This window comes from Hydrogenophaga sp. (genome assembly GCF_965657535.1).
Classification (GTDB): Bacteria; Pseudomonadota; Gammaproteobacteria; order Burkholderiales; family Burkholderiaceae_C; genus Hydrogenophaga.
In genome coordinates, this window is record NZ_CBFHOP010000009.1 from 137433 (window position 1) to 160094 (window position 22662).

19 protein-coding genes, 1 other RNA gene and 1 riboswitch are annotated in these 22662 nt (G+C 65.2%); of the genes, 5 read left to right on the forward strand and 15 right to left on the reverse strand.

Going from position 1 to position 22662, the window contains the following annotated elements; genetic code table 11:
* Positions 1-5: 5 nt before the first annotated feature.
* The 12 genes from cobT to ACTG4K_RS16145 all read right to left on the reverse strand — a co-directional run bounded on the left by cobT (position 6) and on the right by ACTG4K_RS16145 (position 15727).
* Positions 6-1073, reverse strand: coding sequence for a nicotinate-nucleotide--dimethylbenzimidazole phosphoribosyltransferase (cobT, locus tag ACTG4K_RS16090; protein ID WP_439115225.1), 1068 nt, complete (start codon positions 1071-1073; stop codon positions 6-8).
* A gap of 15 nt (positions 1074-1088) precedes the next feature.
* The gene (locus tag ACTG4K_RS16095) at positions 1089-2555 is read right to left on the reverse strand and encodes a cobyric acid synthase (RefSeq protein WP_439115226.1); all 1467 of its coding nucleotides are present in this window, start codon (positions 2553-2555) and stop codon (positions 1089-1091) included.
* The gene (locus ACTG4K_RS16100) at positions 2552-3766 is read right to left on the reverse strand and encodes a DUF3322 domain-containing protein (protein WP_439115227.1); all 1215 of its coding nucleotides are present in this window, start codon (positions 3764-3766) and stop codon (positions 2552-2554) included. Before ACTG4K_RS16100 ends, ACTG4K_RS16095 begins: the two co-directional genes overlap by 4 nt.
* A 253-nt stretch (positions 3767-4019) precedes the next feature.
* Complete coding sequence (locus tag ACTG4K_RS16105; protein ID WP_439115228.1) at positions 4020-7451, reverse strand: ATP-binding protein; 3432 nt, start codon at positions 7449-7451, stop codon at positions 4020-4022.
* Positions 7441-8112 (reverse strand): DUF4194 domain-containing protein, encoded by a 672-nt coding sequence (locus ACTG4K_RS16110; RefSeq protein WP_439115229.1) that lies wholly within the window; start codon positions 8110-8112, stop codon positions 7441-7443. The genes ACTG4K_RS16105 and ACTG4K_RS16110 overlap by 11 nt, the downstream gene beginning before the upstream one ends.
* A gap of 139 nt (positions 8113-8251) precedes the next feature.
* Positions 8252-9724 carry a DUF3375 domain-containing protein gene (locus tag ACTG4K_RS16115; protein WP_439115230.1) on the reverse strand — a complete coding sequence of 491 codons (1473 nt, stop codon included), beginning with the start codon at positions 9722-9724 and terminating at the stop codon, positions 8252-8254.
* A gap of 26 nt (positions 9725-9750) precedes the next feature.
* Positions 9751-10560 (reverse strand): ABC transporter ATP-binding protein, encoded by an 810-nt coding sequence (locus tag ACTG4K_RS16120; RefSeq protein WP_439115231.1) that lies wholly within the window; start codon positions 10558-10560, stop codon positions 9751-9753.
* 4 nt (positions 10561-10564) lie between these two features.
* Positions 10565-11593, reverse strand: coding sequence for a FecCD family ABC transporter permease (locus ACTG4K_RS16125; protein ID WP_439115232.1), 1029 nt, complete (start codon positions 11591-11593; stop codon positions 10565-10567).
* Positions 11590-12477 (reverse strand): ABC transporter substrate-binding protein, encoded by an 888-nt coding sequence (locus ACTG4K_RS16130; protein WP_439115233.1) that lies wholly within the window; start codon positions 12475-12477, stop codon positions 11590-11592. Before ACTG4K_RS16130 ends, ACTG4K_RS16125 begins: the two co-directional genes overlap by 4 nt.
* Complete coding sequence (locus tag ACTG4K_RS16135; protein ID WP_439115234.1) at positions 12474-13046, reverse strand: bifunctional adenosylcobinamide kinase/adenosylcobinamide-phosphate guanylyltransferase; 573 nt, start codon at positions 13044-13046, stop codon at positions 12474-12476. The genes ACTG4K_RS16130 and ACTG4K_RS16135 overlap by 4 nt, the downstream gene beginning before the upstream one ends.
* The gene (locus tag ACTG4K_RS16140) at positions 13043-13846 is read right to left on the reverse strand and encodes an ABC transporter substrate-binding protein (RefSeq protein ID WP_439115235.1); all 804 of its coding nucleotides are present in this window, start codon (positions 13844-13846) and stop codon (positions 13043-13045) included. The genes ACTG4K_RS16135 and ACTG4K_RS16140 overlap by 4 nt, the downstream gene beginning before the upstream one ends.
* Positions 13847-13849: 3 nt before the next feature.
* On the reverse strand, positions 13850-15727 hold the full coding sequence (locus ACTG4K_RS16145; protein ID WP_439115236.1) for a TonB-dependent receptor plug domain-containing protein: 1878 nt from the start codon (positions 15725-15727) through the stop codon (positions 13850-13852).
* Positions 15728-15806: 79 nt separating this feature from the next.
* A riboswitch (cobalamin riboswitch) is annotated at positions 15807-16055 on the reverse strand.
* Between the two features lie 50 nt (positions 16056-16105).
* Between ACTG4K_RS16145 and ACTG4K_RS16150 the strand changes: the two genes are divergently transcribed.
* The 4 genes from ACTG4K_RS16150 (at position 16106) to ACTG4K_RS16165 (ending at position 17951) form a co-directional block, all read left to right on the forward strand.
* Positions 16106-16357: a cell division protein ZapB gene (locus ACTG4K_RS16150; RefSeq protein WP_439115237.1), complete on the forward strand. Its 252-nt coding sequence runs from the start codon at positions 16106-16108 to the stop codon at positions 16355-16357.
* Positions 16354-16716, forward strand: a complete 363-nt coding sequence (locus ACTG4K_RS16155; protein WP_439115238.1) for a cell division protein ZapA — start codon at positions 16354-16356, stop codon at positions 16714-16716. Before ACTG4K_RS16150 ends, ACTG4K_RS16155 begins: the two co-directional genes overlap by 4 nt.
* Positions 16717-16822: 106 nt before the next feature.
* Positions 16823-17002, forward strand: a non-coding RNA gene (gene ssrS / locus ACTG4K_RS16160) — 6S RNA.
* 133 nt (positions 17003-17135) lie between these two features.
* On the forward strand, positions 17136-17951 hold the full coding sequence (locus tag ACTG4K_RS16165; protein WP_439115239.1) for a sulfite exporter TauE/SafE family protein: 816 nt from the start codon (positions 17136-17138) through the stop codon (positions 17949-17951).
* Positions 17952-18030: 79 nt separating this feature from the next.
* Here ACTG4K_RS16165 and rraA read toward each other — a convergent pair whose 3' ends face one another.
* On the reverse strand, positions 18031-18549 hold the full coding sequence (rraA, locus tag ACTG4K_RS16170; RefSeq protein WP_439115240.1) for a ribonuclease E activity regulator RraA: 519 nt from the start codon (positions 18547-18549) through the stop codon (positions 18031-18033).
* A gap of 259 nt (positions 18550-18808) precedes the next feature.
* Here rraA and ACTG4K_RS16175 point away from each other — a divergent pair, with 259 nt between their 5' ends.
* A complete protein-coding gene (locus tag ACTG4K_RS16175; protein WP_439115241.1) occupies positions 18809-19273 on the forward strand; it encodes an SWIB/MDM2 domain-containing protein in 465 nt (154 codons plus the stop codon).
* 407 nt (positions 19274-19680) lie between these two features.
* Here the strand turns inward: ACTG4K_RS16175 and ACTG4K_RS16180 are convergent, their stop codons facing one another.
* Both ACTG4K_RS16180 and ACTG4K_RS16185 read right to left on the reverse strand, forming a co-directional pair.
* Positions 19681-21387 carry a thiamine pyrophosphate-binding protein gene (locus tag ACTG4K_RS16180; RefSeq protein WP_439115242.1) on the reverse strand — a complete coding sequence of 569 codons (1707 nt, stop codon included), beginning with the start codon at positions 21385-21387 and terminating at the stop codon, positions 19681-19683.
* Between the two features lie 27 nt (positions 21388-21414).
* Positions 21415-22644 carry an MFS transporter gene (locus ACTG4K_RS16185; protein ID WP_439115243.1) on the reverse strand — a complete coding sequence of 410 codons (1230 nt, stop codon included), beginning with the start codon at positions 22642-22644 and terminating at the stop codon, positions 21415-21417.
* Positions 22645-22662: the final 18 nt, after the last annotated feature.

Consider the following 22662-nt stretch of genomic DNA (forward strand, 5'->3'; position numbering starts at 1 on the left):
TCACCTTACGCCTGGGCCGCAGAAGACGTCGGCACATCGTCGCTGCGCGACACGCCCGCCGTCTCGAAACTCGCCATCTCGCGCAAGATGGCGCAAGCGCTTTGCAGCAGCGGCCACGTCAGCGCGGCACCCGAGCCTTCACCCAGGCGCAGACGCAGGTCGAGCAGGGGTTCGGCGCGCAAGTGCGCCAGCATGAGCGCGTGGCCGCGTTCGCCCGAGCGGTGGGCAAACACACAGCGCTGCAACACGGCCGGTTGCAGGGCGCTGGCCACCATCACGGCGCTGCTGGCAATGAAACCGTCCACCACGATCACGCGGCGCTCCAGCGCGGCTTGCAGCACGGCGCCCACCATCGTGGCGACCTCAAACCCACCGAACGCGGCCAGGGCGTCCAGCGGGGTGCGTGCGTCGGGATGGCGGGCCAACACCTCGCGCAAGATGCCGATCTTGCGTTGCACCGCATCGGCGTCGAGCCCGGTGCCGGCACCGGTGCAATCGGCCACCGCCAGCCCGGCCAGGCGCGCCAGCAGCAGGGAAGCCGCCGAGGTGTTGCCAATGCCCATTTCACCCAGCAACAGCGCGTTGCCAGGCAGCGTTTTCACCAGCGCTGCGCCGTTGGCCAGGGCCGTGTCGCGCTGTGCAGCGGTCATGGCCGGACCTTCGAGCGCATCGGCGGTGCCGGGGGCCACCTTGGACACGACCAGCCCGGGGCGCGGCGCAAACGTGTGGCGCACACCGCAGTCCACCACCGTGAGGCCAATACCGTGCTGGCGCGCCAGCACGCTCACCGCCGCACCACCAGCCAAAAAGTTTTCCACCATTTGCCAGGTCACATCACTCGGGTAGGCCGACACGCCACGCGCGGCCAGGCCGTGGTCGCCCGCAAACACCACCAGTTGCGGGTCGTTCAGCGCGGGCGATTCGGTGCCCAGGATGAGACCGATGCGCTGCGCCAGCGCCTCCAGACGGCCCAGCGAGCCCAGCGGCTTGGTCTTGTTGTCCAGCAGGTACTGCAGGCGGGCCGCCAGCGCGGGCTGGGCGATGTCGTCGAGGGTGGGCACGTTGGCGTTCATGGTTTGGTTCTTTCGTCAATCTTTGTGAATCAGGGCTTGCAGCACACCGGGCTCGATATGCTGCTCAATGAAATCGGCCAGTCCGTCGAACACGCTGTCCAGCGTGGGCACGGAAGCACCAAACAAGGCCTGCAGCACGCGCGGGTCTTCAAACAGGCCGTGCAGGTAGACACCCAGCACGTTGCCTGCTGCGTTCTGCCAGCCCAGGCTGTTGGGCAACACGGCGCGGGCCACGTCGCCCGCGGCGGCCATGGCGGGGTGCTGCGCGGTCTGTCCATGGTGAATTTCGTAGCTGGACGCAGCAATACCCGAGAGCGCCGCCCAGGGGCCCGTCAGTTCGCCAAACGTGGCGGTCGTGTGGCGCACGGTCTTGTTGGCGTCGAAGGCGGTCACCAGCGGCAGCAGACCCAGGCCCGGGGCGTTGCCCAAGTCCATGGCCTCAATGCCGTGGGTGTCGATCAGCGCCTCGCCGAGCACCTGCAGCCCGCCGCAGATGCCCAACACCGCCCCGCCCTGCGCAGCATGTTCGGCCACGGCGCGGTCCAAGCCCTGCAGACGCAACCAGGCCAGGTCGGCGGCGGTGGCTTTGGAGCCGGGCAACACGATCCAGTCGGCCCCGGCGCAGTCGGCCGGGGTGCGCGCCCACACCAGGCGCACACCGGGCACGTTTTTGAGCGGCTGAAATTCGTCGAGGTTGCTGATGCGCGGCCAGGCGATGACGGCGATGGTTTTGCTCACCGCCCCCGCTGCCCGGGTTTTGTCATCAAAAACGCCGTCTTCCTCTGGCAAGCCATGCTGCCACCACATCGGCAGCGTGGCCACGGTGGGTACGCCGGTCAGGTCTTGCAGCATCTGCGGGCCGGGCGCGAGCAGCGCGGCATCACCGCGAAATTTGTTGAGGACGAAACCATGGATCAGCGCACGCTCGTCCGGGGGCAGCAGCGCCCAGGTGCCGTAGAGGTGGGCAAACGCACCGCCACGGTCGATGTCGGTCACCAGCAGACAGCGGGCCTGCGCATGCCGGGCCACCCGCATGTTGACGATGTCGCTGGCGTGCAGGTTGATCTCGGCCGGCGAGCCGGCGCCTTCAATCACGACCACGTCGTTTTCGGCACGCAGCGCGTCCAGCGCGGCGGTGATGTGGGGCCACACCTTTTCGCTGCGCCCGCGCCAGGGCATATCGCTCAGTGCGCGGCTGACGGCACCCATCAGCACCACCTGGCTGCGCGTGTCGGCCTCGGGCTTGAGCAGCAACGGGTTCATGCGCACGTCGGGTTCAGCGTTGGCCGCCAGCGCCTGAAAGTACTGGGCCGAGCCGATTTCACCGCCGTCCACCACCCGGGCGTTGTTGCTCATATTCTGGGCCTTGAACGGCGCCACCTTGAGCCCCTGGCGCGCGTAGTGGCGGCACAGGGCGGTGGTGAGCCAGCTCTTGCCGGCGCCGCTGGTGGTGCCGAGCACCATCACACAAATGGCAGTCATGCCCTGCCCTCCAGCGGCAAGGCCGCCAGCGCCTGCTGCACCCAGCCAAAGCCCATGCGTTCCTGCTCCAGCCGCACCGAGCTGCCCACACGCTGATAGCGCAAATCGTCAAACAAAGCCTGTTCCTTCGCATTCAAACGGGGCACGTCGCGCAGCACCGGCGTGGGCTCGTGACCCCATTGCTGGGTGTGCGCCATCAGAGTTTCGCGGTCCATCAGCAGCGACTGCGCATGCGGCAGGTGGGCGCGCAGTTGGCCGAGTATGGCGAAGCCGTGGGTGTCAATATCGCCCCAGTAATGCACCGCGCAGGCGTGCAGCCAGGGCGCACCAGCCAGCGCGTCAAAGCCATAACCGGCACCAAACACCAACAAACTGTCGGCCATGTGCGGAAAAGCGAGAAAGTTGATCTCGTTTTCGGTGATGAACACGCGCAGCACCGGCAGCGCCAGGCGCGCAAAAGCGGCCTGCGACAAAGTGACATCTTGGTCGGCTTCAGCCGCAGCGGGCAGCAAAACCGCGCCCGCACCCAGCCAGCGCAGACGCACCCGCAAGGGCTTGTCTCGAAAACCGTAGCGGCGGGCAAACTGGCTGGCTCCGCTGGCGCTGGGGTCAACAGCCTGTGCCGGCAAAGCCAAGTCCAACAAGCTGGAGAGCACGCCCCGGTGCGCCTCCATAAACTTGCTGTCCACCCCCGGTAGATCGACCTGGCGCAGGTACACACCCGGCCTGGGGTGCGCCTGCAACCAAGCCACTACCGCCAGCAGGCGCGGCCAGACGGGCACCAACGCCAGCGCCTGCAAAGGGCGCTGTTGCACCCAAGGCAATACGGCGGGCTGTTGCGTGCGAGTGGTCTGCACCAGTTGCGCAAAGCGCTGCGCCTCGGCTTTCTTGCCCAGCAGCGCCAGCGCCGCGTCCAGCGAATCGAGCCACACCGCCTCGGGCACGGCGTTGCTGCCCAGCACGCGGTGGCGAAACGTGCGCATAGCGATGCGGTACGGCGGCGCGCTGTCACCCGCGGCATGGCAGCCCAGGTCGCGCATCCAGGCCCGCACCGCCTCAAAACGCTCGGCCAGCTCGGTCGATGTGGGGGCAACCAAACGCAAGCGCAGTGGCGCCATGGCCACGCCGTCCACCAGCGGGCGCAACAAATCGCCTTTGTCCCACAGCTTTTGGACTTGGGCGCGCAGGTCTGCAGCGGAGGTCCAGGTCATGGGTGGGTCAGTGCGCGTTGCGGCGCTTGGCGTACGGCGTCAAGAAACCCGGGGAGAGCCCCCACCCCAGCCCGCCCCCAAAGGGGGTGGGAGTCGCACACAGCCACCAGAAAATGCCGCGCCGCCGCGCTGTCTGGCCCCTTCCCCAACTGGGGGAAGGATGGGATGGGGGCAGGCTTGAAGCAGCTGCAACGGCCCGTTTTCATGTGACCGGCAGGCACAGCGCCCCCTGACAGAGCACCCCTGTACGCGCTCATGTGACCCCCTTTGTTTCATGTACCGCCAGCCCCGCCGCACCCCCACCAGCCGCCCGCGCCTTCTCCTCCCGATACGCCTCAATGCTCAAATTGCGCAAGCGCGAATCGCGCCCTTCCACGTTGTGAACAAAGCCGACGCTGGAGACAAAGGGTTCGATGATGTGGATTTTTTGTAGCGGGGTCACGATGAGCAGTTGCAGCCTGAGCTTTTCAAACAGTTGCAGGCCGTATTGGGCCGACTCGTCGGAGCCCCGGCCAAATGCTTCGTCGATGACGACGAAGCGAAAGCTCTTGGAGCGGGTTTCGCCCCAGGCCAGGCCAAACTGGTAGGCCAGGCTCGCCGCGAGAATGGTGTAGGCCAGTTTTTCTTTTTGCCCGCCCGACTTGCCGCCCGCGTCTGAATAGTGTTCGTGCTCGCGCAGGTCTTCGCGCCAGCGCTCGCTGGCGGCAAACACAAACCAGTTGCGCACGTCGGTCACCTTGGCGCTCCAGCGCCGGTCTTGCTCGGTTTGGCCTTCGCGCCCGCGCAGGCGTTCAATGATGTGTTTGACCTGCAAGAACTTGGCCTCGGCGTAAGGGCCGTTGTGTGTGTCGCTGCCCAGGGTGTCGTCCAGACAGGTGCGCAACTCGGTTTGAAAGTCGCGCACCTCGGCGTCGGGCGTGGTTTGCAGCGCCAGGGCAATGTAGCGGCCCGGGTTGTAGTCGATCTGTGTGAGCGATTGGTTGATGCGCTCAATGCGTTCTTTGATGGTTTCGCGCTCTTTGTTGAGCTGCGAGCTGAAGTTGGCCATCTCGCGCACCGTGTTTTCGTTCAGCGAGCGTTTGAAGTCGGCTTCAAAGCGCGGCAGGTCATCGGCCACCAGCCGCTGCAACAGGCTGCGGTATTCCCCGGCAGCGCCCACCGACACGTCAACCTCTTGCGTATCCACCGGAAAGCGGTGGCTGAAGCTCCGCATGGCGTCGATGATTTTTGCCTGCAAGCGGGTGGCGCGTTTGTCGGTGCTGTCGATGGCGCTTTCCAGGTGTTCGCGCAGATCGCGCTCGCGTGCGTCGCACGACTCCACTGTGATCGTGGCCCAGCGCCTGGCCTCTCCGGTTTCCTCGGCTTCGGCCATTTGCAGGGTTTGCTGCAGCGCCTGCAGGCGTTGCGCCAACAGCTCAAAGCCTTGCGGGGCTTGCGCCACCAAGGCTTCGGCGTCCCGGCGCTGGTGCTGGGCGTCGCTGATTCTTTGCTCGGTCTTTGACCGTTTGTCGCGCTGCTCCATGCGCTGCTGTTCCAGCTTGTCGCGTTCGGCCTCCAGCTCGCTCAATTGGCGGGTGAGCGCGGCCAGCACGTCCGAGGCGGCTTCCAGCGCGGCCCGCTCGTCTTTGAGTCGGGCAATTTCGCGGGCGTTGGCTGGCCAGTCCAGGTCGGCAAAGTCTTGAAATTCTTCAAGTTTGGCCAGGTTTTCAAGGCGCTCGCGAATGGCCCGCTGCTCTTGCTGCAAGTCGGCTATTTGTTGACCCAAAGCGCCCAGGCGCGCTTCCCACACGCGCAGCTTGCCCTCCAGCACGGCCAGCTTGGCGGCGTTGCTCCAGCCCAGCACATAGCGGCTGCGATCGTCCAAGCGGTGGCGGTCGTCTTTTTCGTGGCGCTCGCCGCTGGTTTTGATGTGCCCGGCGCGGGTGATGGCCCGGGGCTCGGCGCGAAACTGCTCGGGCGTGGCGCAGCAGGCGTGGTCAAAGCGGCGCGCCACTTCGTTTTCCAACCAGATGTAGAACGGCGAATCGGGTTTGATGGCGATTTTTCGCGCCAGCGATTGCGCGGGTGCGGGCTGCGCCGGCCGGTCGGTGCGGGCGCGGTCACGCACCCGAAAGTACACCAGCCGCCCCTTCAGGTGGGTGTCGTCCACCCACTGCGCCACCCGGGCGTAATGCACTTCTGGCACCAGCAAAGACAGCGCGAAGCCGTGCAGCAAACGCTCGGCGGCGCCCTCCCAGTCACGGGCTTCGTCGTGGACTTGCAGCAGCTCCCCGGCAAACGGCATGCTGTCTTCGCGCACGCCCAGCTCGGCGCACAGCGCAGCGCGCAGGGCGATGTGTTGCGCGGCCATGTTGCTGCGCCGTGCGCGCAGGCTGTGTATTTCGTCTTGCAGGCTGCGGCACTCGTGACGGCCTTGGGCCATGTCCACGCCGAGTTCGGTGAGCGTGTTTTGCACCTCGGCGTCGCGCGCGCTGTCGGACTGGCGGCGCTGAACACAGCCTTGCTGCTGGGTGTGCAGCTCTTCGCGATTGGCCACTTGCAGCAGGCCCAGCCTAAGGCGCAACTGGTCGTAGCGCTGAGCGTTTTTCTGGCGCCGGATCAGCTCTGTTTGCTGGCGTTGCAGCTCGGCATCGAGCTGGGCCAGGCGGTCGCCACCGCGCTGGGCAATGCTCAGGCGCAGCTCACTTTCTTTGCCTCGCAATGCGGTTTGCTGCGCCTCCAGCCGCTCCACCTTGGCGTTTTCGCTGGCCATTTGATGGCCCAGGTTGTCCAGCCGCTGGTCGAGCAGCGTGCGTTTGCGGTCCGCAAACCAGGGTTTGAGCGCGTCGCGGCACTGGCGCAACCCGGTGGCTTGCTCCACTTGGGCGCTATGTTGGTCGCAGTCGGCCACCAGCGGGGTGAGCAGGTTCACTTGCTCTTTGGCCTTGAGCACGGCGGCATGCGCGCGGCTCAGGTCGTCAAAATGCGCCAACAGCCCGGCGATGCGCGGTGCCACATCAAATGGCTCCAGCATGTGGTGGCGCACAAAGTCGGTCAGGTTGCCCACCGACTTCATGGACACGGTTTGGTGAAACAGGTCCAGCGCCTGCTCGCCCATGCCGCCAAAGCGGCGGCGAAAGTGCGCGCTGTAGGGCGGAAAGCTGTCAAACAAACTCACACCGCTTTTGCGCAAACGGCTGCGCAGGGTCGCCACGGCGATGCCGAAGTCGGAAAAGTCGGCGGTGAGCGACAAGGCTTTGTCGGCCACGGCATAGAAGCGTTCGGGCTGGCCGAAGCTGTCTTTCATCCAGAACACCTGGGCCAGTGTCACGGTTTGGTCGTAGCCCGCGTTGTGAAACACGCCCAAAATGACCGCATAGTCGCTGGCGCTGCGCAGCGCCACCGGCTTGGCGTGGCCGCTGGCCTCGTTGCGCTCAGACTTGTAATGCCCCAGGACATACGAGCGCAGCGAGCGCTCACGTGCATCGGCCCCGGCGGCCTTGTTGTAAGCCACGCGGTGGGCGGGCACCAAGAGTGTGGTAATCGCGTCCACCAGGGTGGACTTGCCCGAACCAATGTCGCCGGTCAGCAAGCCGTTGCGACCGTCCAGCGCCAGCGTCCAGACCCGCTTGTCAAACGTGCCCCAGTTCAACACCTCCAGGCGCGTGAGGCGAAAACCGGCGGGCAGGTGGGCTTCAAGCTCCATCAGGCGCCCCGGTTTCTGGCGTGAGCAGTTGCCGTTGGTAAGCGGCCAGGCGCTCGTCAAAGTCGGCCAGCCATTGGGCGTCCACAAAGGCTTTGAGGATGCGGCGCACCTCGTACACCGGCTCTTGCGCGGGCCGAGCGGCTGCGCCGTCGGTGCCGGTTTTGAGTCGGCGCACAAAGCCCAGCTCCACCACCTTGCCCAGTTGGGTGTCGATCTGGTCGATCAGCTTCGATTCGTTGGACCCTGCGGGCAAGAACACGCGCACCAGCTCCACCACCGCGCTGCGCGGAAGTATCAAGCGCGTGTCGCCGCCGCTGGCATCGAATTCGGCCAATTTTTTGCGCAACAAGGCCAGCAGCAAACTGACCTGAAAACTCAGCGGCTGACGGCGCACCAAGCGCGGCAGTTTGTCGGTGAGTCCATCCACCGGCTGGGCGCGTACAAAGGCATAACCCTCGGCCTCGTCCACCACCAAGTCCAGCGCCAACACCGCCACATAGTCGCGCACCCGGGCTTGCAGTTGTAGCAAAGCGGCCCATTGGGCGGTGTCGTCTTCGCGGTACAACACGCCTTTGAGCAAGGGCACCACCAGGCGTGTGAGGTCGGGTTGCTGCGCGCTGGGCTGGGCCGATGGCACCGCGCTGGGCTGGTCTGGATTCATGGCAAAACCCGGTGGGGTGGGTGGCATGGATTCCTTCATGTAGATAGCCATTTGCTACCGATTATGGTTCTTGTCATACGGCAAATCGGGAGCTGGAAGCCCCAGCTCCAGGCGGGTTGGAGAACCACTTGAACACCCGTCAACCCCGCACAAAAATGACACGTGGCAAGCGCGCACGGCGGGTGGTCTCAAGGCCTACGTCGTCTTGCACCACCCAGGCCACCACGTCTTCGGTGGACTCGTCCACCACCGAGCCGGGCGATTCGCTGGCCAGTTGCAAATAGGCTACCAATTCGCCCAGGCCCTGTTGCAACGGGCGGGTTTGCAGCAGCGCGGCCAGGGTCACGTGGGGCTGGGTTTGCAGCGACTGGCGAACGTGCGCGGCCAGCGCCGCCTTGTCCACCCGCACCTGGGCGAACAGCGCGCAGGCGTCGGCATCGTCATCGCCCGCTTGCAAGGTCACGCGGGTCAGCAGGGTTTGTGGTGCGGGCTGGTGCAGCGGGCGCTCCAGCGGCAGGTCGATGTCAGCGCCAATGTCGTCGATGTGTACAAAATCTGGGTAGCGCAAAAGACTGGCGGGCGCAGCGTCGCGCAGCGCCAGGGCGCGGCCTTCGAGGCTGCGCAAAATATCCATGATGCGGCGGTTTTCAAGCCAAGCTTTGTCATCCAGAAAGCGGCGCAGCTGCTGCGAGAGCTGGGCCACGGTGCGCTGGGCATGTTCACCAGCTTCGAGCCAGTCGTAGTGCACGCGCTTGAGGCGTTGGTCGGGCTGCAAGTCGGCCACGGCCGGTAATTCCAGCACCCGCGCCAGCAGGTCGGTGAAGGCTTCCTGGCGCGACTGCGACATCAAAAAGTCCCAGAACGCGCGAAAGCTTTTGCCCTGATCGGACTCGGCAATGGCGTCGCGCTGGCCCATGATGTCTTGCAGCAGCGCACCCTTGGCGCCATCCCACAGGGCGATGCGCTCGCGCACCGAGCGGTCGAGCGCCCGAAAGTTGTGCTCCACTTCCCGAAAATCGGCCAGCAGTTCGCGCGCCAAGCCGCTGAATTGCTGAAAGCGGTCTTTCAGCGCGGTGTCGTCCAGCAAGGCCAGGTCGCCCGCTTGCACGCGGGCGATTTCTGCGTCGATGGCGGCGCGCTGGCTGTGCAGCTCGGCCAAACGGGCTTCAGGGTTGGTTTCGCTGCCATCGTTCATTTGCTTGAGCAGGCCAAACAGCGTGAGCAAGCGCGATTCGGTGCCCACAAAGCTGCGCTCTGACAAACTGGCCAGCCAGGCCAGGGCGCGTTCGGTGGGCGGGGTCAGGTCGTAGTGGGGTTCGTCACAGCCCAGCGGGTAAAACTTGCGCAGCCAGCCCTTGTCGTTGGCGGCCCAGTCGTTCAAGTAGGCTTGCGCGGTTTTGGGAAACACCTGCTGGCCCAAGGTTTCGCGCAGACCGTACAGCGTGTCCTCCAGCGCCTCCACCAAGGGCGCCTGCGCCATTGCCCGCACATTGGGCACCACAAACGCGCGGTGCAAAAAGCTGGCCACCAGTGGTGCGGAGTCGGCCAACAGCAGGCGCCAGGCTGGGTGGTGGCGGCGTTGTGCGTCCAGTGTGTGGAAGTCTGTTTGCATGGTGAAGCCGAGGGGTGCCGGACGGTTTATACCGGCAAGGCCACCCAGCGCGGGCCCAGCGCGTGAATGGCAATGCGGTGCTCGAACACCGCTTCCAGCGCCCGGTGCGCTGCTGTCTGGTGCGTGGGGCCGGCGTGCGCAATGCGGCCCTGCTGCATCACCACCACCTCGTCGGCCATCAGCGCCAGCGTGATTTCGTGCAACACGCTGACCACGGTTTTGCCCTGCGCTACCAGGCTGCGCACCAGCGCAATCCAGTCGGCCTGGTGCGGCGGGTCCAGGTTGGCCAGCGGTTCGTCCATCAGCATCACGTCGGCCTCCACCGCCAGCAGCCGGGCCAGCAGCACGCGCTGGCGCTCGCCGCCCGACAAAGCCCCCAGCGGGCGGCACTGCCAGTCCCAGGCCTGGGTTTGGCGCAGTGCGCGTTCCACGGCGGCGTGGTCGGCCGGGCCCGGTGGCGCCAGCCAGGCCTGGTGTGGCAGGCGGCCCAGCAAGGCCACGTCGTACACCGTGAGGTCGTCGGCGCTGGCTTCACCGGCGCCGCTTTGCGCCAGCCAGGCCAGCGCCCGGGCGCGCTCGCGCGGCGCCATGCGGGCCATAGGCTGGCCGCGCAGCAGCACGTCGCCCCGGTGCGGCAGCACCCCGGCCAGCGCGCGCAGCAGGGTGGACTTGCCCGCGCCGTTGGGGCCGACGATGCTGGTCCAACGTCCCTGGGCCAGCGTCAGATTCACCCCTTGCAACACATGGCGCTGGTTGTGGCCCAGGCCCAGCGTGGCGTGCAGGTCCTGCGTCTGCAAGGCAGCCAGGCTGCCGGGGGTTGCGTCTGTGTTCAACATCGCGTCAGCCCACCCGCTTGCGCATCAGCCACAGCAGGTAGCCCCCACCCAGCACCGCCGTGAGCACGCCCACCGGCAACTCTTGCGGCGCCAGCAAACCGCGCGCCAGGGTATCGGCCAGCATAAGCAGCACGCCGCCCATGAGGCTGGCGAGCAGCACCAGCCAGGCGTGGGTGGTTTTCACCACCGCGCGCACCAGGTGCGGCGCGGCCAGGCCCACAAAGGCGATCAGCCCGGTTTGCGCCACAGCGGTGCCGGTGGCCAGCGCCAGCACACCCACCAGCGCCGCACGCAGCGGGCCCAGCGGCAGGCCCAGGCTGAGCGCGGTGGACTCACCCAGCGCCAGCCCGTCGAGCACACGCGACAAGCCCCAGGCCATCAACAGGCACACCAACCCAATGCCGGCCATCAAGCCGCAAGAAACCCAGCCCACGAACCCCGTGGAGCCCAGCATGAAGGCCTGCATGGCCTGCAAAATATCGGGTGTGGTGAGCGTCACCAGCGAAGTGAGCGCACCCAGCACAACCCCCACCACCACACCGGCCAGCAGCAGGCGAAGCGTGTGTTGCACCCCACGCGCCAGGGCCAGCGTGAGCAGCACCGCCAGCACCGCGCCCACAAACGCCGCACCAGTGAGCCCCAGGCGCACCACCCACTGCGTGGCGAATGGCGAAACGCCCAGCCCGGCCAGCGCCAGCGCCACGCCCAGCGAAGCGCCTGAGGCGCTGCCCAGCAAAAACGGGTCGGCCAGCGGGTTGCGAAACAGACCCTGCGCCACCGCGCCGGCCAGCCCCAGCAAAGCACCGGCTGCAAACGCACCGGCCGTGCGCGGCGCTCGGATGTCCCACACAATCTGCGCCGCCACCGGGTCTTCCAGCATGTTCCACACCGACTCCAGACCGGTGCTGCCCACCCCCAGCCCCAGCACCGCCAGCACCGCACCGCCCAACACCAGCAGCACCGCCAGCCACAGCGGCCGCGACGAGGTGGCGCGCCCGGCCGTCACCGGGGTATGCAGCGTGGTGGTGTTCAAGGCGCCTTCTCCTGAAGGCAGCGCGCCATGAGGCGGGCCGCCTCCGCCATGCGCGGGCCGGGCCGCACCAGCACGTCGGATTCGGCATGGGGGAACACGCACAAGCGGTCTTCGCGCACGGCACGGATGCTGCGCCAGCCGGGGCGCTGCGTCATGCCCTCAAAGTTGCGGTCGCCCACCATGATCACGTCGGGGTTGGCCCGCACCACAAACTCGGGGTTGAGCTTCGGGAACGGCCCCAGGCTCCCCGGTACGATGTTTTGCACACCCAGACGGGTGAGGGTTTCACCAATGAAAGACGAAGTGCCCGCGCCGTAGGGCGCCCGGTTCACTTCAAAGTACACCCGCGTGTTTTTCACCCGTGCCGGCAGCGACTGCGCCGCCGCCGACACCGCCGCGTCAATATGGCGCCAAATGCGCTGCGTGGCCTGCGGGTCCACACCCACCACCTGCGCCACCTTGCCCAGCACGCGCTGCACATCGGCGTGGCTTTTGGGCTCCAGCGCCACCACCTTCAGCCCCAACGACTCCAGCCGTTGCACCACCCGCGACGATTGCGCGAGCAACACCACGTCAGGCCGCAGCGCCACGATGGCTTCCACGTTCGGGTCAATGCCGCCGCCCACGCGCGGCAGCTGGGCGATGGACGCGGGCCAGTTGGAATAGCGGTCCACCCCCACCAACCGGTGGCACTGGCCCAGCTCGCACACCGTTTCGGTCAGCGACGGCAGCAGCGAAACGATGCGCTGCGGCGGCGCTTCCCAACGCACGGTCACGCCCCGGTCGTCGGTCACCTGCAGCCCGGCCGCCTGCACGCTGCCCACCAGCATGGCACACACCGCCAGAAACACCCACCGCAAACCTGCGCGCCTGTTCGCTCTCATGCGACACCTTTCAACACCAGCGGCAGGCCCGCCGCCATCAGCGTCACACGATCACACGCGGCCGCCACCGCCTGGTTCAGCTGGCCCAGTGCATCCACAAAGGCGCGCACCTCGCGCCCCATCGGAATCACGCCCAGCCCAATTTCGTTGCCCACCAGCACCACCGGCCCACGCGCCTCTTCCAGCGCACCGCACAGCGCATGGCAGGCCGCCTGCAAGCCGTCTGGGTTGGCCGCCTGGATCGGGTCGGCCGGCATGAGCTGGTTGGTGAGCCACAGCGTGAGGCAGTCCACCACCACCAGCGTGTGGGGCGCGCTGTGCTGGCGCAGCGCCCGGCCCAGCGCCAGCGGTTCTTCCACCGTGCTCATGCCCGGCACGCGCTGCGCCCGGTCCAGCTGGTGGCGCGCGATGCGTGCACGCATCTCGTCATCCCAGGGTTGCGCCGTGGCGATCAACACCGCCCGGTGATCGGGCTCGGCATTCAGCCAAGCGCTGGCCAGCATTTCAGCACGGCGCGACTTGCCGCTCTTCTGACCACCCAGAATGAATTCACTGCGTTGCATGTTCATCTCGCCATCCAGTTCGTCACGATGCGGTGCATCTGCGCCACCCCATCGGTGAGCGCGGCCGGGCCGGGCTGCAAAATGTCGGCCGACTTGATCTCGAACAACTGCCCGGTTTTGACTGCAGCCACGTCTTGCCAGCCCGCACGGGCCGCCACCTTTTCAGGCCGAAACTTCTTGCCACACCAGGAGCCGATGATGATGTCCGGGTTGCGGCGCACGATCTCGCCGCCGTCAGCAATGATGCGGTTTTTGCCCAGCGACTCGCAAGCCAGTTCGGGGAACACATCGTCGCCACCGGCGATGCCCAGCAACTCGGACACCCAGCGGATCCCGCTGATGTGCGGCTCGTCCCACTCTTCAAAAAACACCTTGGGACGGCGCTTACCCGCCGCTTCCAGCTCCGCCACCGCCCGCGCCATCTCGGCCAGCCGCTGGCGCGTGGCGTCCATCCAGGCCAACGCCGCTTCGGTGCAGCCCACCATGGCCGCCACCTGGTACAGCATGGAAAAAATCTCGTCCACGCTGCGCTGGTTGAACACCGTTACCTGAACGCCAGCGCGGATCAGCGACGCCGCAATGTCGGCCTGCAGGTCGGAAAATCCAAACACGCAGTCGGGCTTCAAAGCCAGGATCTTGTCCACCTTGGCCGTGAGAAATGCGCTGACCTTGGGTTTCTCGTCCCGCGCCCGGCGCGGGCGCACGGTGTAGCCGCTGATGCCCACAATGCGGTGCTCCTGCCCCAGCAGGTACAGCCATTCGGTGGTTTCTTCGGTCAGGCAGACGATGCGTTGTGGGCCGTTCATGGTTTAGCGGGTGGTGTAGTCCAGCGTCATCCAAAGCGCGCGCCGTGGGGTGTTGTAGCCGTAGGCGAGCTGGTAGTCGCGATTACTGGCATTTTCTAGCTTCATGTGCAGTTTCCAGTTCGGCGTGATGCGATAGGCGGCGAGCAAGTCAACGACGGTGTAGCTCTCCAGCACGTTGTTGTTGAAGTCCTGGTCACGCCGCTCGGACTGGTTGCGGGCCTGTGCGCCCAGCGACCAGTCTCCCACAGGATGGTTCACACCCGCCGAGGCCAGCTTTTTGCTGCGCCGCGCCAGCGCCAGCCCTGTGTCGAGGTTGCGCGGGTTTTGCCGGGTCAGCGATGCGTTGAACTCGGTCTGCCCCCACTGGTAGGCACCACTCCATTCCAGGCCCCGGTTTTTGGCGTTGGTATTGGTCTGGGCGTACGTGGAGGGGTGGGTGATGATCATGTCGGTGGCCTGGTTCGAGAATGCCACGACACGGCTTTGCACGGCGCCATGGCGATAAGCCAGCGCCAGCTCACGGTTCAGGTAATGCTCGGGTCGTAGGCTGGGCGATTTCGACAGGTCGTAGCTGGTGGGCACCCGAAAGCCCCGCCCGATATTGGCCGACACGCGCCATGCGTTGTCTAACTCGTAAGCCGCGCCCAGCAGGGCCGAGGTTTCGCGCCAGCGTTTGCGGCTGTCGCTCAACAGGTTTTGCATGCGCACCTCATCTTGACGCACATTGCCCTGAAAAGCCCAGGCACCGAGTTGCTGGTTCAGCCCCAGAAACAGCGCCGAGAGGGTGCGCTCGGTCTGGTAGCCCGATGCAGTGGCATCAGACTGGTAGCGCTCTTTGGCGTAGTCCACACCGGCCAGCCACTGGCGCGATGCGCTGTTGGTCAGCACGTTTTCCCAGCGCAGGCTGGTGTGGCGCGACTGCGCCTGGCCGTACGAGTACTGAGATGTGCGCAGCATGCCGTTCTTGCGGTCTTCGATGCTTTGCCGGTTGCCCGCGAGCGACAGTTGCGTGCGCCAAGCGCTGCTGATCTGTGATGTGAGCGACACCTGGGCGCGGTTGGTGGTGCGGCTCATGGCGTAGGTGTCGGTGACGGCACCCAAGCCAAAGTTGTCCTCGTCGTAAGCCACCTCAGCCGACTCAGTGCCGACGCGGGCATCCAGGCGGATGCTGTCCGAGATCGTGTGGCGCCAGCGCAAATCCACTGATTCGGTCACGGTCTGGTCGGCGTCCGGGTTAGCGGCTGGCCTTTGCACCACGTTCATGGCCGACAAACGCGCACTCTCGCGGCGCACCGCTACCAGCGAGAAGGTGGCCTTGCCCGCCTGCAAGCCTGCGCCCGCCTGGTACAGCCGGGCACCGCGCTCGCCCACGCCCAGACCGGCATAAGCCCCTGGCTGGGGCTGGCGGGTGATGATGTGGATCACGCCGGCGTTGGCCGCGTCACCGTACAGCGCCGAGGCATCGCCGCGCAACACCTCCACCCGCTCAATGGCGTTCAGGGGTACATCCACCGCGCTGAGCGAGCCAATGCCATCGACCGGCGTGCGCACGCCGTCGACAAGGATCACCAGATTGGCGCTGTTGTGTCCGCGCAGAAAAAACGAGGTGGTCGTACCCGGCCCGCCGTTGCGTCCAAATTCGTAGCCAGGCAGAAATTGCAGCAGCTCGGCCAGAGATGAAGCTTGCAAACGGTCAATATCCTGACGGGTCAGCACATCAACTGAAGCCAGCACATCACTCAGCGGCGTTTCCACCCGTGTAGCCGTCACCACCGTCTCAGCAAGGTCGGGGGTGACCACAGTTTGGGCGTGGGAAGAGAACGTGGCCAGAATGGCCAGCGGCAGCACGGCCAAGGGCGCGCGCAAGTTGCGATTTTTCATGATGAAGAAAACAAGAGACAAAGCCCTCACCGCCTTCCCCGACGGTGCATGAGCGTCACGGTGCTGCGTCCTTTGCAGACGCACCACCACCTCGTTGGCCGGTATCCGGGCTGGCAGATCGACCCTCATCACCTTCCCAGGCGCTTGGTAGCGCCCAGTGGTTGTGAGATGAGAGCGGAGTCACCTGAAATGGCTTCAGGGTTCTCGTCTGCTTACCGTTGCGGGGGCAGCGCAGGTTAGGTCGGTTCATGTGAACTTGTCCCTCCTGCTTCCCGTTGAACTGCGGCATGTGAACCACACCGCGAGCACCAACAAAGTGCATTCTAAAGCGTTGGAACTTGCGACAACCCTACAATGTGAAAACTTCAAGTCGACACCATGGCAGATCCCAAGCACCTTGACCAGATCACCGAGCGCGTAGAGCGCTTGCTGCTGCGCCATGAGGAGCTGCAGCGCACGAACAGCCTTTTGCACGAGCAAGTGCAGGCCTTGCAGGCCGAGCGCGATTCGCTCAGATCAAGGCTCAATGCGGCGCGTGCCCGTATCGACGCGCTGCTGGACCGCCTGCCCCAGCCGCCAGCCATCGCAGCGAGCACCTCACCAGATACCCCGAGCAAGGACCGCGAATGAACAAGCCTGCCAGCAAACAGATTGAAGTGCAGATCATGGGGCAGAGCTACCTGCTGGCCTGCCCCGTGGGTGGCGAGTCTTCCCTGCTCGACGCGGTGGAGCGTGTAGACACCGCCATGTGCCGCATCCGCGACGCCGGCAAAGTGAAAGCACGCGACCGCATCGCCGTGCTGGCCTCACTCAACCTGGCGTTTGAACTGTCGCAAAAGGAGTCCGCACCCGCGACGCCCACCGCCCCAAGCCATGGCACCACGCTCAACGGCGCCGCAGCCGGAACCTCACCGCAAGCCAAGACGCGACTGGACGATCTTATGCGGCGGCTCGACCAGACCCTGGGCAGCGACGGCCAGTTGCTCTGAGGCTGGGCGTGTGCGCCGACCACCGGTGCCACCAACAAGGCTGCTTGGCAGTTGTTTTTTTATATCCCACCGCACCGCACCAGCCCCGTTCAGGGCCTACAATTTGAGCCGTCTGCAGTGCGCGCCGGGCTTTATATTTCCTTGAACCAATGCTCATAGAGCCCGGGCTTGGTACATTGCTTGATGGGTGTGAGCATCTCGCGTCAGATGAACCCGAAGTCACGCTGCCCTTGCCCACCTGAACCCCGGTTCAGGATGCCGGTCCGGCGGCACTTGCAGACACCTTATTCAACTCACACCCCTGCACCGGTTCGCGTCTTCGCCCCTTCCTGCGGTGCGGGAAAATGCAGTTTGTGCCCTGGCAAAGCCGGTTTCACAGCTGCTCCGGATCGGACGCCTGTTCCGGACACACATTGCCCATGCTGCTTGACCCTTTGCTGATTGCCGAACTGGTGGTGCTGGGCCTGTGCACCGGTTTTCTGGCCGGCCTGCTGGGCATTGGCGGCGGCATGCTCATGGTGCCCTTCATCACGCTCATCCTTGGGGGGCGCGGCGTTGCACCCGACCTCGCGGTCAAGATGGCCATCGCCACGTCCATGGCAACCATCATCTTCACGTCCGTTTCCAGTGTGCGCGCCCACCACAAGCGCGGGTTTGTGCGCTGGGACATCGTCAAGCGGCTGGCGCCCGGCATTGTGCTGGGCTCCGCGCTGGCCAGCATGGGCGTGTTTGCCCTGCTCAAAGGGGCCTGGCTGGCTTTGTTTTTTGCGGCTTTCGTGAGCTTCTCGGCCACCCAGATGCTGCTGGACAAAAAACCCAAACCCACCCGCACCTTGCCGGGCACGGCCGGGCAGTTGAGCGCGGGCGGTGTCATTGGCTTTTTGTCGGGCTTGGTGGGCGCCGGCGGTGGCTTTGTGAGCGTACCGTTCATGACCTGGTGCAACGTGGCCATTCACAACGCCGTGGCCACCAGTGCTGCGCTGGGCTTTCCGATTGCGCTGGCCAATGCGCTGGGATACGTGGTGGCAGGCCAAGGTGTTGCGGACTTGCCTGCAGGTTCCATGGGCTACATTTTTGTGCCTGCGCTGGTGGTGATTGGCACCGCCAGCGTGGTCATGGCACCGATGGGGGTGCGCGCAGCCCACGCGCTGCCCGTCAAATCGCTCAAGCGGGTGTTTGCGAGCATCCTGTATGTGCTGGCAGCCTACATGCTCTACAAAGGCTTGAGCGCCTGACACTGCGCGGCTCTGCGCCCTGTGCGCTTGGTGCGCTTGGTGCGCTTGGTGCGCTTGGTGCGTCAGGCGAATGGAAAACTCAGGCGTGCAACGCCGATGAAGACACCACAATGCCATCTTCGTCGGCATAGAGCCATTCGCCGGGTTGCACCCAGACGCCCTGAATCTGCACCGCCACATCGCGCTGGCCTTCACCGCGCTTTTCGGTGGGCAGAGGCATGGATGCCAGCGCAAGGATGCCCGTCTGGCACAGCGCCAGCTCGGCCACATCGCGCACGCAGCCGTCCACCACCACGCCAGCCCAGCCATTGCGCGCAGCGGCAGCGCCCAGGTTGCCGCCCACCAAGGCCCGGCGCAAGGAACCGCCGCCGTCAACCACCAGCACACGGCCTTCGCCAGGGCTGTCCACAGCGGCCTTCACCAAGCTGTTGTCTTCGAAGCATTTGACGGTGACCACGGTGCCCGCGAAACGGCGTGAGGCACCGAACGCTCGAAACACGGGTGGCAGCACCCGAAACGCACTGGAACTGTCATTTTTGTGGGCATCGCAAAGATCGCAGGTGGCGAAAGCAAGCAGGGAGTCGGGTGTCGTTGGCATGGCAAAACTCATGAAGGAAAGAGGAATGGCTGTGGCGTGATTTTGAGTCTGTGCGAGGGCTCTGACAGACCGCTTGCAGTGGCCATGGTCGAGAATGTTGTTTTCCCATGCAATAACCCCAGCGCTCGCTATGAAAAACTGAAAAAAACAGCGTTCGCCACCTTGGAATGGCGATGCAACTCTATTAGCATCCGAGACACCGGTGTGAGAGCGCGTTTTTGCACTGGCGCACATCCCACTTCTAGAAGGAAATACAACCATGGCAACTGCGAAAAAAGCTCCCGCAAAAAAAGCGGCTCCCGCCAAGACGGCTGCTGCTCCGGCAAAGAAAGCCGCACCAGCCAAAGCGGCTGCGGCACCCGCCAAGAAGGCAGCACCGGCCAAGAAGGCCGCTGCACCTGCACCCGTGAAGAAAGTGGCGGCTCCTGCCAAAAAAGTAGCTCCTGCCAAAAAGGCGGCGGCTCCTGCCAAGAAGCGCACGCCCAACGCAGCCTTCATGAAGGCCATGACTCCCAGCGCAGCGCTGGCCGCCATCGTGGGCAGCACCCCGATCCCACGCACCGAAGTGACCAAGCAAGTCTGGGCTTACATCAAAAAGCACAATCTGCAGGATGCGGTCAACCGCCGCATGATCAACGCCGACGCCAAGCTCAAGGAAATCTTCAAAAAGGCTCAGGCTTCGATGTTCGAAATGACCAAGATGATCAACGAACACCTGAAGTGATTAGATGCTTGAACGGGGGGCCTGCAGGCCTCCGGTTGAAGCCATCAAAAGAGCCGGCGCAAGCCGGCTCTTTTGCTTTGCGCGTGGCATGAGCGACGCGCCCAAGCAGATACCCACGAAGCCTATGGTGAGCCACCCTGGGCATCGTGGAGGCAGCCAGCTCAACAAACGCGCGGGTTGGCCAGGAACGGTGAAGGCTCGCATCTGCCTTGCACCACCAGCCCAGTCCAACCGAAATGCAAGTGAAGTCGGAGACCCGCAGGGCAGACGGACCACAGATGCTTGCACATCGGCTGGAAACGGGTTCGAGTTCTTGCGCATAGCGCAGGCCTCAAAGAAAAGAGCGACCTTGATGCGCCGGGCAATTCATAGGCTCGCAAGCGGGAACGCCGCTGGTCGGGGTCGCCTCAGGCCCGTGCCTTGAGTGCGCTGTGGCGAATGGCCGTGAGCGTGCTGCGGGTGGTGATGACCTCGGGGTCAAGCCGCACCTCAATGACCGTGCCCGTGGCGGCAGCCAGCGCTCGCTGCAGGGCAGGCTCAAATTCGGTGGTGTGGTTGACGCATTCGGCCGCGTATCCGTAGGCGCGTGCCAGGGCGCAGAAGTCGGGGTTGGCCAGGCTGGAACCGCTCACGTGCGTGGGGTATTCCCGCTCCTGGTGCATGCGGATGGTGCCGTAGGTGCCGTTGTTGAGCAGCAAGATGATGGTCTTGGCGCCGTGCTGCACAGCCGTAGCCAGCTCTTGGCCGTTCATCAAAAAATCACCGTCACCGGCGATGGTAAACGTGGTGCGCCCGGTGAGGATGGCCGCCGCTATGCCCGCCGGTACGCCGTAGCCCATGGCGCCGTTGGTGGGGGCGAGCTGGGTTTTGTGGCCTTTGGCCAGGCCGGTGTAGCGGTAGAAGCGGTGCAGCCAGCTGGCGAAATTGCCCGCTCCGTTGGTGAGCACGGCATCGGCCGGCAGGTGGCGCTGCAGGGTGTGGATGATCGCTGGCATATCGACCGTGCCCGGCAGCACCACACCGCCGTTCGCCACGTCCACGTTGGCCTCAAAGTCGGCATGGCAAGCCTGCGTCCACAGGCCCCAGGCCAAGCGCGGCGGGGCCGTGAGCACTTCGAGGCTGCGGGCAGCCGCGTTCATGGTGGCGTTGATTGCCAGCGTGGCCTGGTAGACGCGGTTGAGTTCTTCGGCGCTGGCGTGGATGTGCACCAGTTTCTGTTTGGGCACCGGCGCTTCAATCAGCGTGTAGCCGCCGGTGGTGGACTCGCCCAGGCGCGGGCCGATGGCAATCAGCAAGTCGCTCGCATCCACGCGCGCTGCCAGTGCCGGGTTGATACCCAGACCCACGTCGCCCGCGTAGTTCGGGTGGTGGTTGTCGAAACAGTCCTGGAAGCGGAAGGCGTTGGCCACCGGCAACTGCCAGTTTTCGGCAAAGCGCTGCAGCGCAGCGGCGGCCTGCGGCGTCCAGCCACCGCCGCCGGCGATCACCAGCGGGCGCTCGGCCTGCAGCAACAGCTCGCGAAGCGTGCGCAGCGCGCCCGGGTCGCTCCAGGCTTGCACCGGCTCCACGCGCGGCAGCGGCTCGGCGGTCACAGTCTGCGTGAGCATGTCCTCGGGCAACACCAGCACCACAGGGCCGGGCCGCCCGTTCAGAGCGGTGGCGAAGGCGCGTGCCACGTATTCGGGGATGCGGCGCGCATCGTCGATGCGCTCCACCCGCTTGGCCATGCCCTTGGTGCTGGGGCCGAAGAAGCTCAGGTAATCCACTTCCTGAAAAGCTTCGCGGTCGCGCGCGTCGCTGGCTACGTCGCCCACGAACAGCACCATGGGCGTGGAATCTTGAAAGGCGGTGTGCAGGCCGATGGACGCATTGGTTGCACCCGGCCCGCGTGTCACAAAGCAGATACCAGGGCGGCCGGTGAGCTTGCCCTGGGCTTCGGCCATGAAGGCCGCGCCGCCTTCTTGCCGGTTGGTCACAAATCGGATGCGGTCGGCGTGGGCATGAAAGCCGTCCAGCACGGCGAGGTAGCTTTCACCCGGCACCCCGAAGGCGTGGGTCACGCCTTGGGCAACAAGGCATTCGACAAGCAGGTGGCCAGCGATTTTTTGTGTCATGGCAGCCATTGTGCCGTGGGCCCAACGTCAGGCAGTCCTGCGCCCGACACCCACCGCCGCGTAGACCGATATACCCAGCACCACCGCAGCGCCCGCCAGGGTCAGCGCGTACCAGCCGCGGTCCATGAACGTGCCGAACACCAGCGGCGAGATGGCAAAACCCACGTCCAGCCCCGAATACACGGTGCCATACACGCGCCCTGTGGCGCCCTTGGGCGTGGCTTTCTTGATCATCATGTCCCGGCTGGGGCCGCCGACGCCCACCGCAAAACCGGTGGCCGCCAGCGCCACCATGGTGCCCACAGCGCCCAGCGAGCCGGTGGCGCACAGCAGCAACAAGAGCGCGCCGCTGGACATGGAGATGGCCACGACCCGGTCGCTCGACCAGCGGTGGCTTTGCCCATAAGCGGCCACAAAACCGCCCACCAGCATGCCCAAAGCCCCGCACAGCATGTAGGCACTGATGGTGAAGGTGGCCGCCTCTACGCTGACGCCGTGCATAGCTTTCAGGATGGAAGGCGCAAAGCTTTGCACCACCGCCAGCGTCATGGTGGACAACAAAAAGAACGCAAAACACCACCACACCACCGGCAGCTTCAAATAAGCCAGTTCGGCGCCCTTGGGCGCGTCGGCGTGGCGCACGGCCACCTCGGTGTGCAGCTTGTCGCGCTGCCAAAAAAGCAACCCCAGCACGCCCACATACAGCAACGCCGCAGCGTAATAGGCCACCCGCCAGTCGGCGAGCGCGGTGATGCCCACCAGAAACACCGGCGCCAGTGCCCAGCCCAGGTTGCCGGTGAGGCCGTGGGCGCTGAAGGCGTGACCCAGGCGAGCGGGCGACACGCGTTGGTTGAGGATGGTGAAGTCGGCCGGGTGAAAGGGTGCGTTGCCCAGGCCGGCCAGCATGGCCACCAGCACCAGTCCCCCGTAACCCGTGGCCTGCGAAGCGGCCAGCGCCGCCAGCAAAAACATGCCAACCGCCGCAAACAGCACCGGGCGAGCGCCGATACGGTCCACCACAAAGCCAGCCATGGCCTGACCCGAACCCGAGATCACAAAGAAGATGCTCATGAGCAATCCGACGTCGGAATAGCTCAGGCCAAAGTCGCGCATGAAGACCGGAAACAGCGGTGCCAGCAGCAGGTGGGAAAAATGCGAGGTGCCGTGGGCCAGGCCCACCAAGCCGATGACGGCAGCGTCCTGCTTCAAGGGGACGGGATCGGCAGGCGCCGTGGCGTTCAGGGTGGCAGTGGTCATACGAGCATGTTACGGGTG

Excerpts from the sequence above, each read along its gene's own strand:
- cobT (WP_439115225.1), bottom strand. The coding sequence starts at position 1,073 with ATGAACGCCAACGTGCCCACCCTCGACGACATCGCCCAGCCCGCGCTG.
- ACTG4K_RS16095 (WP_439115226.1), bottom strand. The coding sequence starts at position 2,555 with ATGACTGCCATTTGTGTGATGGTGCTCGGCACCACCAGCGGCGCCGGC.
- ACTG4K_RS16100 (WP_439115227.1), bottom strand. The coding sequence starts at position 3,766 with ATGACCTGGACCTCCGCTGCAGACCTGCGCGCCCAAGTCCAAAAGCTG.
- ACTG4K_RS16105 (WP_439115228.1), bottom strand. The coding sequence starts at position 7,451 with ATGGAGCTTGAAGCCCACCTGCCCGCCGGTTTTCGCCTCACGCGCCTG.
- ACTG4K_RS16110 (WP_439115229.1), bottom strand. The coding sequence starts at position 8,112 with ATGAATCCAGACCAGCCCAGCGCGGTGCCATCGGCCCAGCCCAGCGCG.
- ACTG4K_RS16115 (WP_439115230.1), bottom strand. The coding sequence starts at position 9,724 with ATGCAAACAGACTTCCACACACTGGACGCACAACGCCGCCACCACCCA.
- ACTG4K_RS16120 (WP_439115231.1), bottom strand. The coding sequence starts at position 10,560 with ATGTTGAACACAGACGCAACCCCCGGCAGCCTGGCTGCCTTGCAGACG.
- ACTG4K_RS16130 (WP_439115233.1), bottom strand. The coding sequence starts at position 12,477 with ATGAGAGCGAACAGGCGCGCAGGTTTGCGGTGGGTGTTTCTGGCGGTG.
- ACTG4K_RS16135 (WP_439115234.1), bottom strand. The coding sequence starts at position 13,046 with ATGAACATGCAACGCAGTGAATTCATTCTGGGTGGTCAGAAGAGCGGC.
- ACTG4K_RS16140 (WP_439115235.1), bottom strand. The coding sequence starts at position 13,846 with ATGAACGGCCCACAACGCATCGTCTGCCTGACCGAAGAAACCACCGAA.
- ACTG4K_RS16145 (WP_439115236.1), bottom strand. The coding sequence starts at position 15,727 with ATGAAAAATCGCAACTTGCGCGCGCCCTTGGCCGTGCTGCCGCTGGCC.
- ACTG4K_RS16150 (WP_439115237.1), top strand. The coding sequence starts at position 16,106 with ATGGCAGATCCCAAGCACCTTGACCAGATCACCGAGCGCGTAGAGCGC.
- ACTG4K_RS16155 (WP_439115238.1), top strand. The coding sequence starts at position 16,354 with ATGAACAAGCCTGCCAGCAAACAGATTGAAGTGCAGATCATGGGGCAG.
- ACTG4K_RS16165 (WP_439115239.1), top strand. The coding sequence starts at position 17,136 with ATGCTGCTTGACCCTTTGCTGATTGCCGAACTGGTGGTGCTGGGCCTG.
- rraA (WP_439115240.1), bottom strand. The coding sequence starts at position 18,549 with ATGCCAACGACACCCGACTCCCTGCTTGCTTTCGCCACCTGCGATCTT.
- ACTG4K_RS16175 (WP_439115241.1), top strand. The coding sequence starts at position 18,809 with ATGGCAACTGCGAAAAAAGCTCCCGCAAAAAAAGCGGCTCCCGCCAAG.
- ACTG4K_RS16180 (WP_439115242.1), bottom strand. The coding sequence starts at position 21,387 with ATGACACAAAAAATCGCTGGCCACCTGCTTGTCGAATGCCTTGTTGCC.
- ACTG4K_RS16185 (WP_439115243.1), bottom strand. The coding sequence starts at position 22,644 with ATGACCACTGCCACCCTGAACGCCACGGCGCCTGCCGATCCCGTCCCC.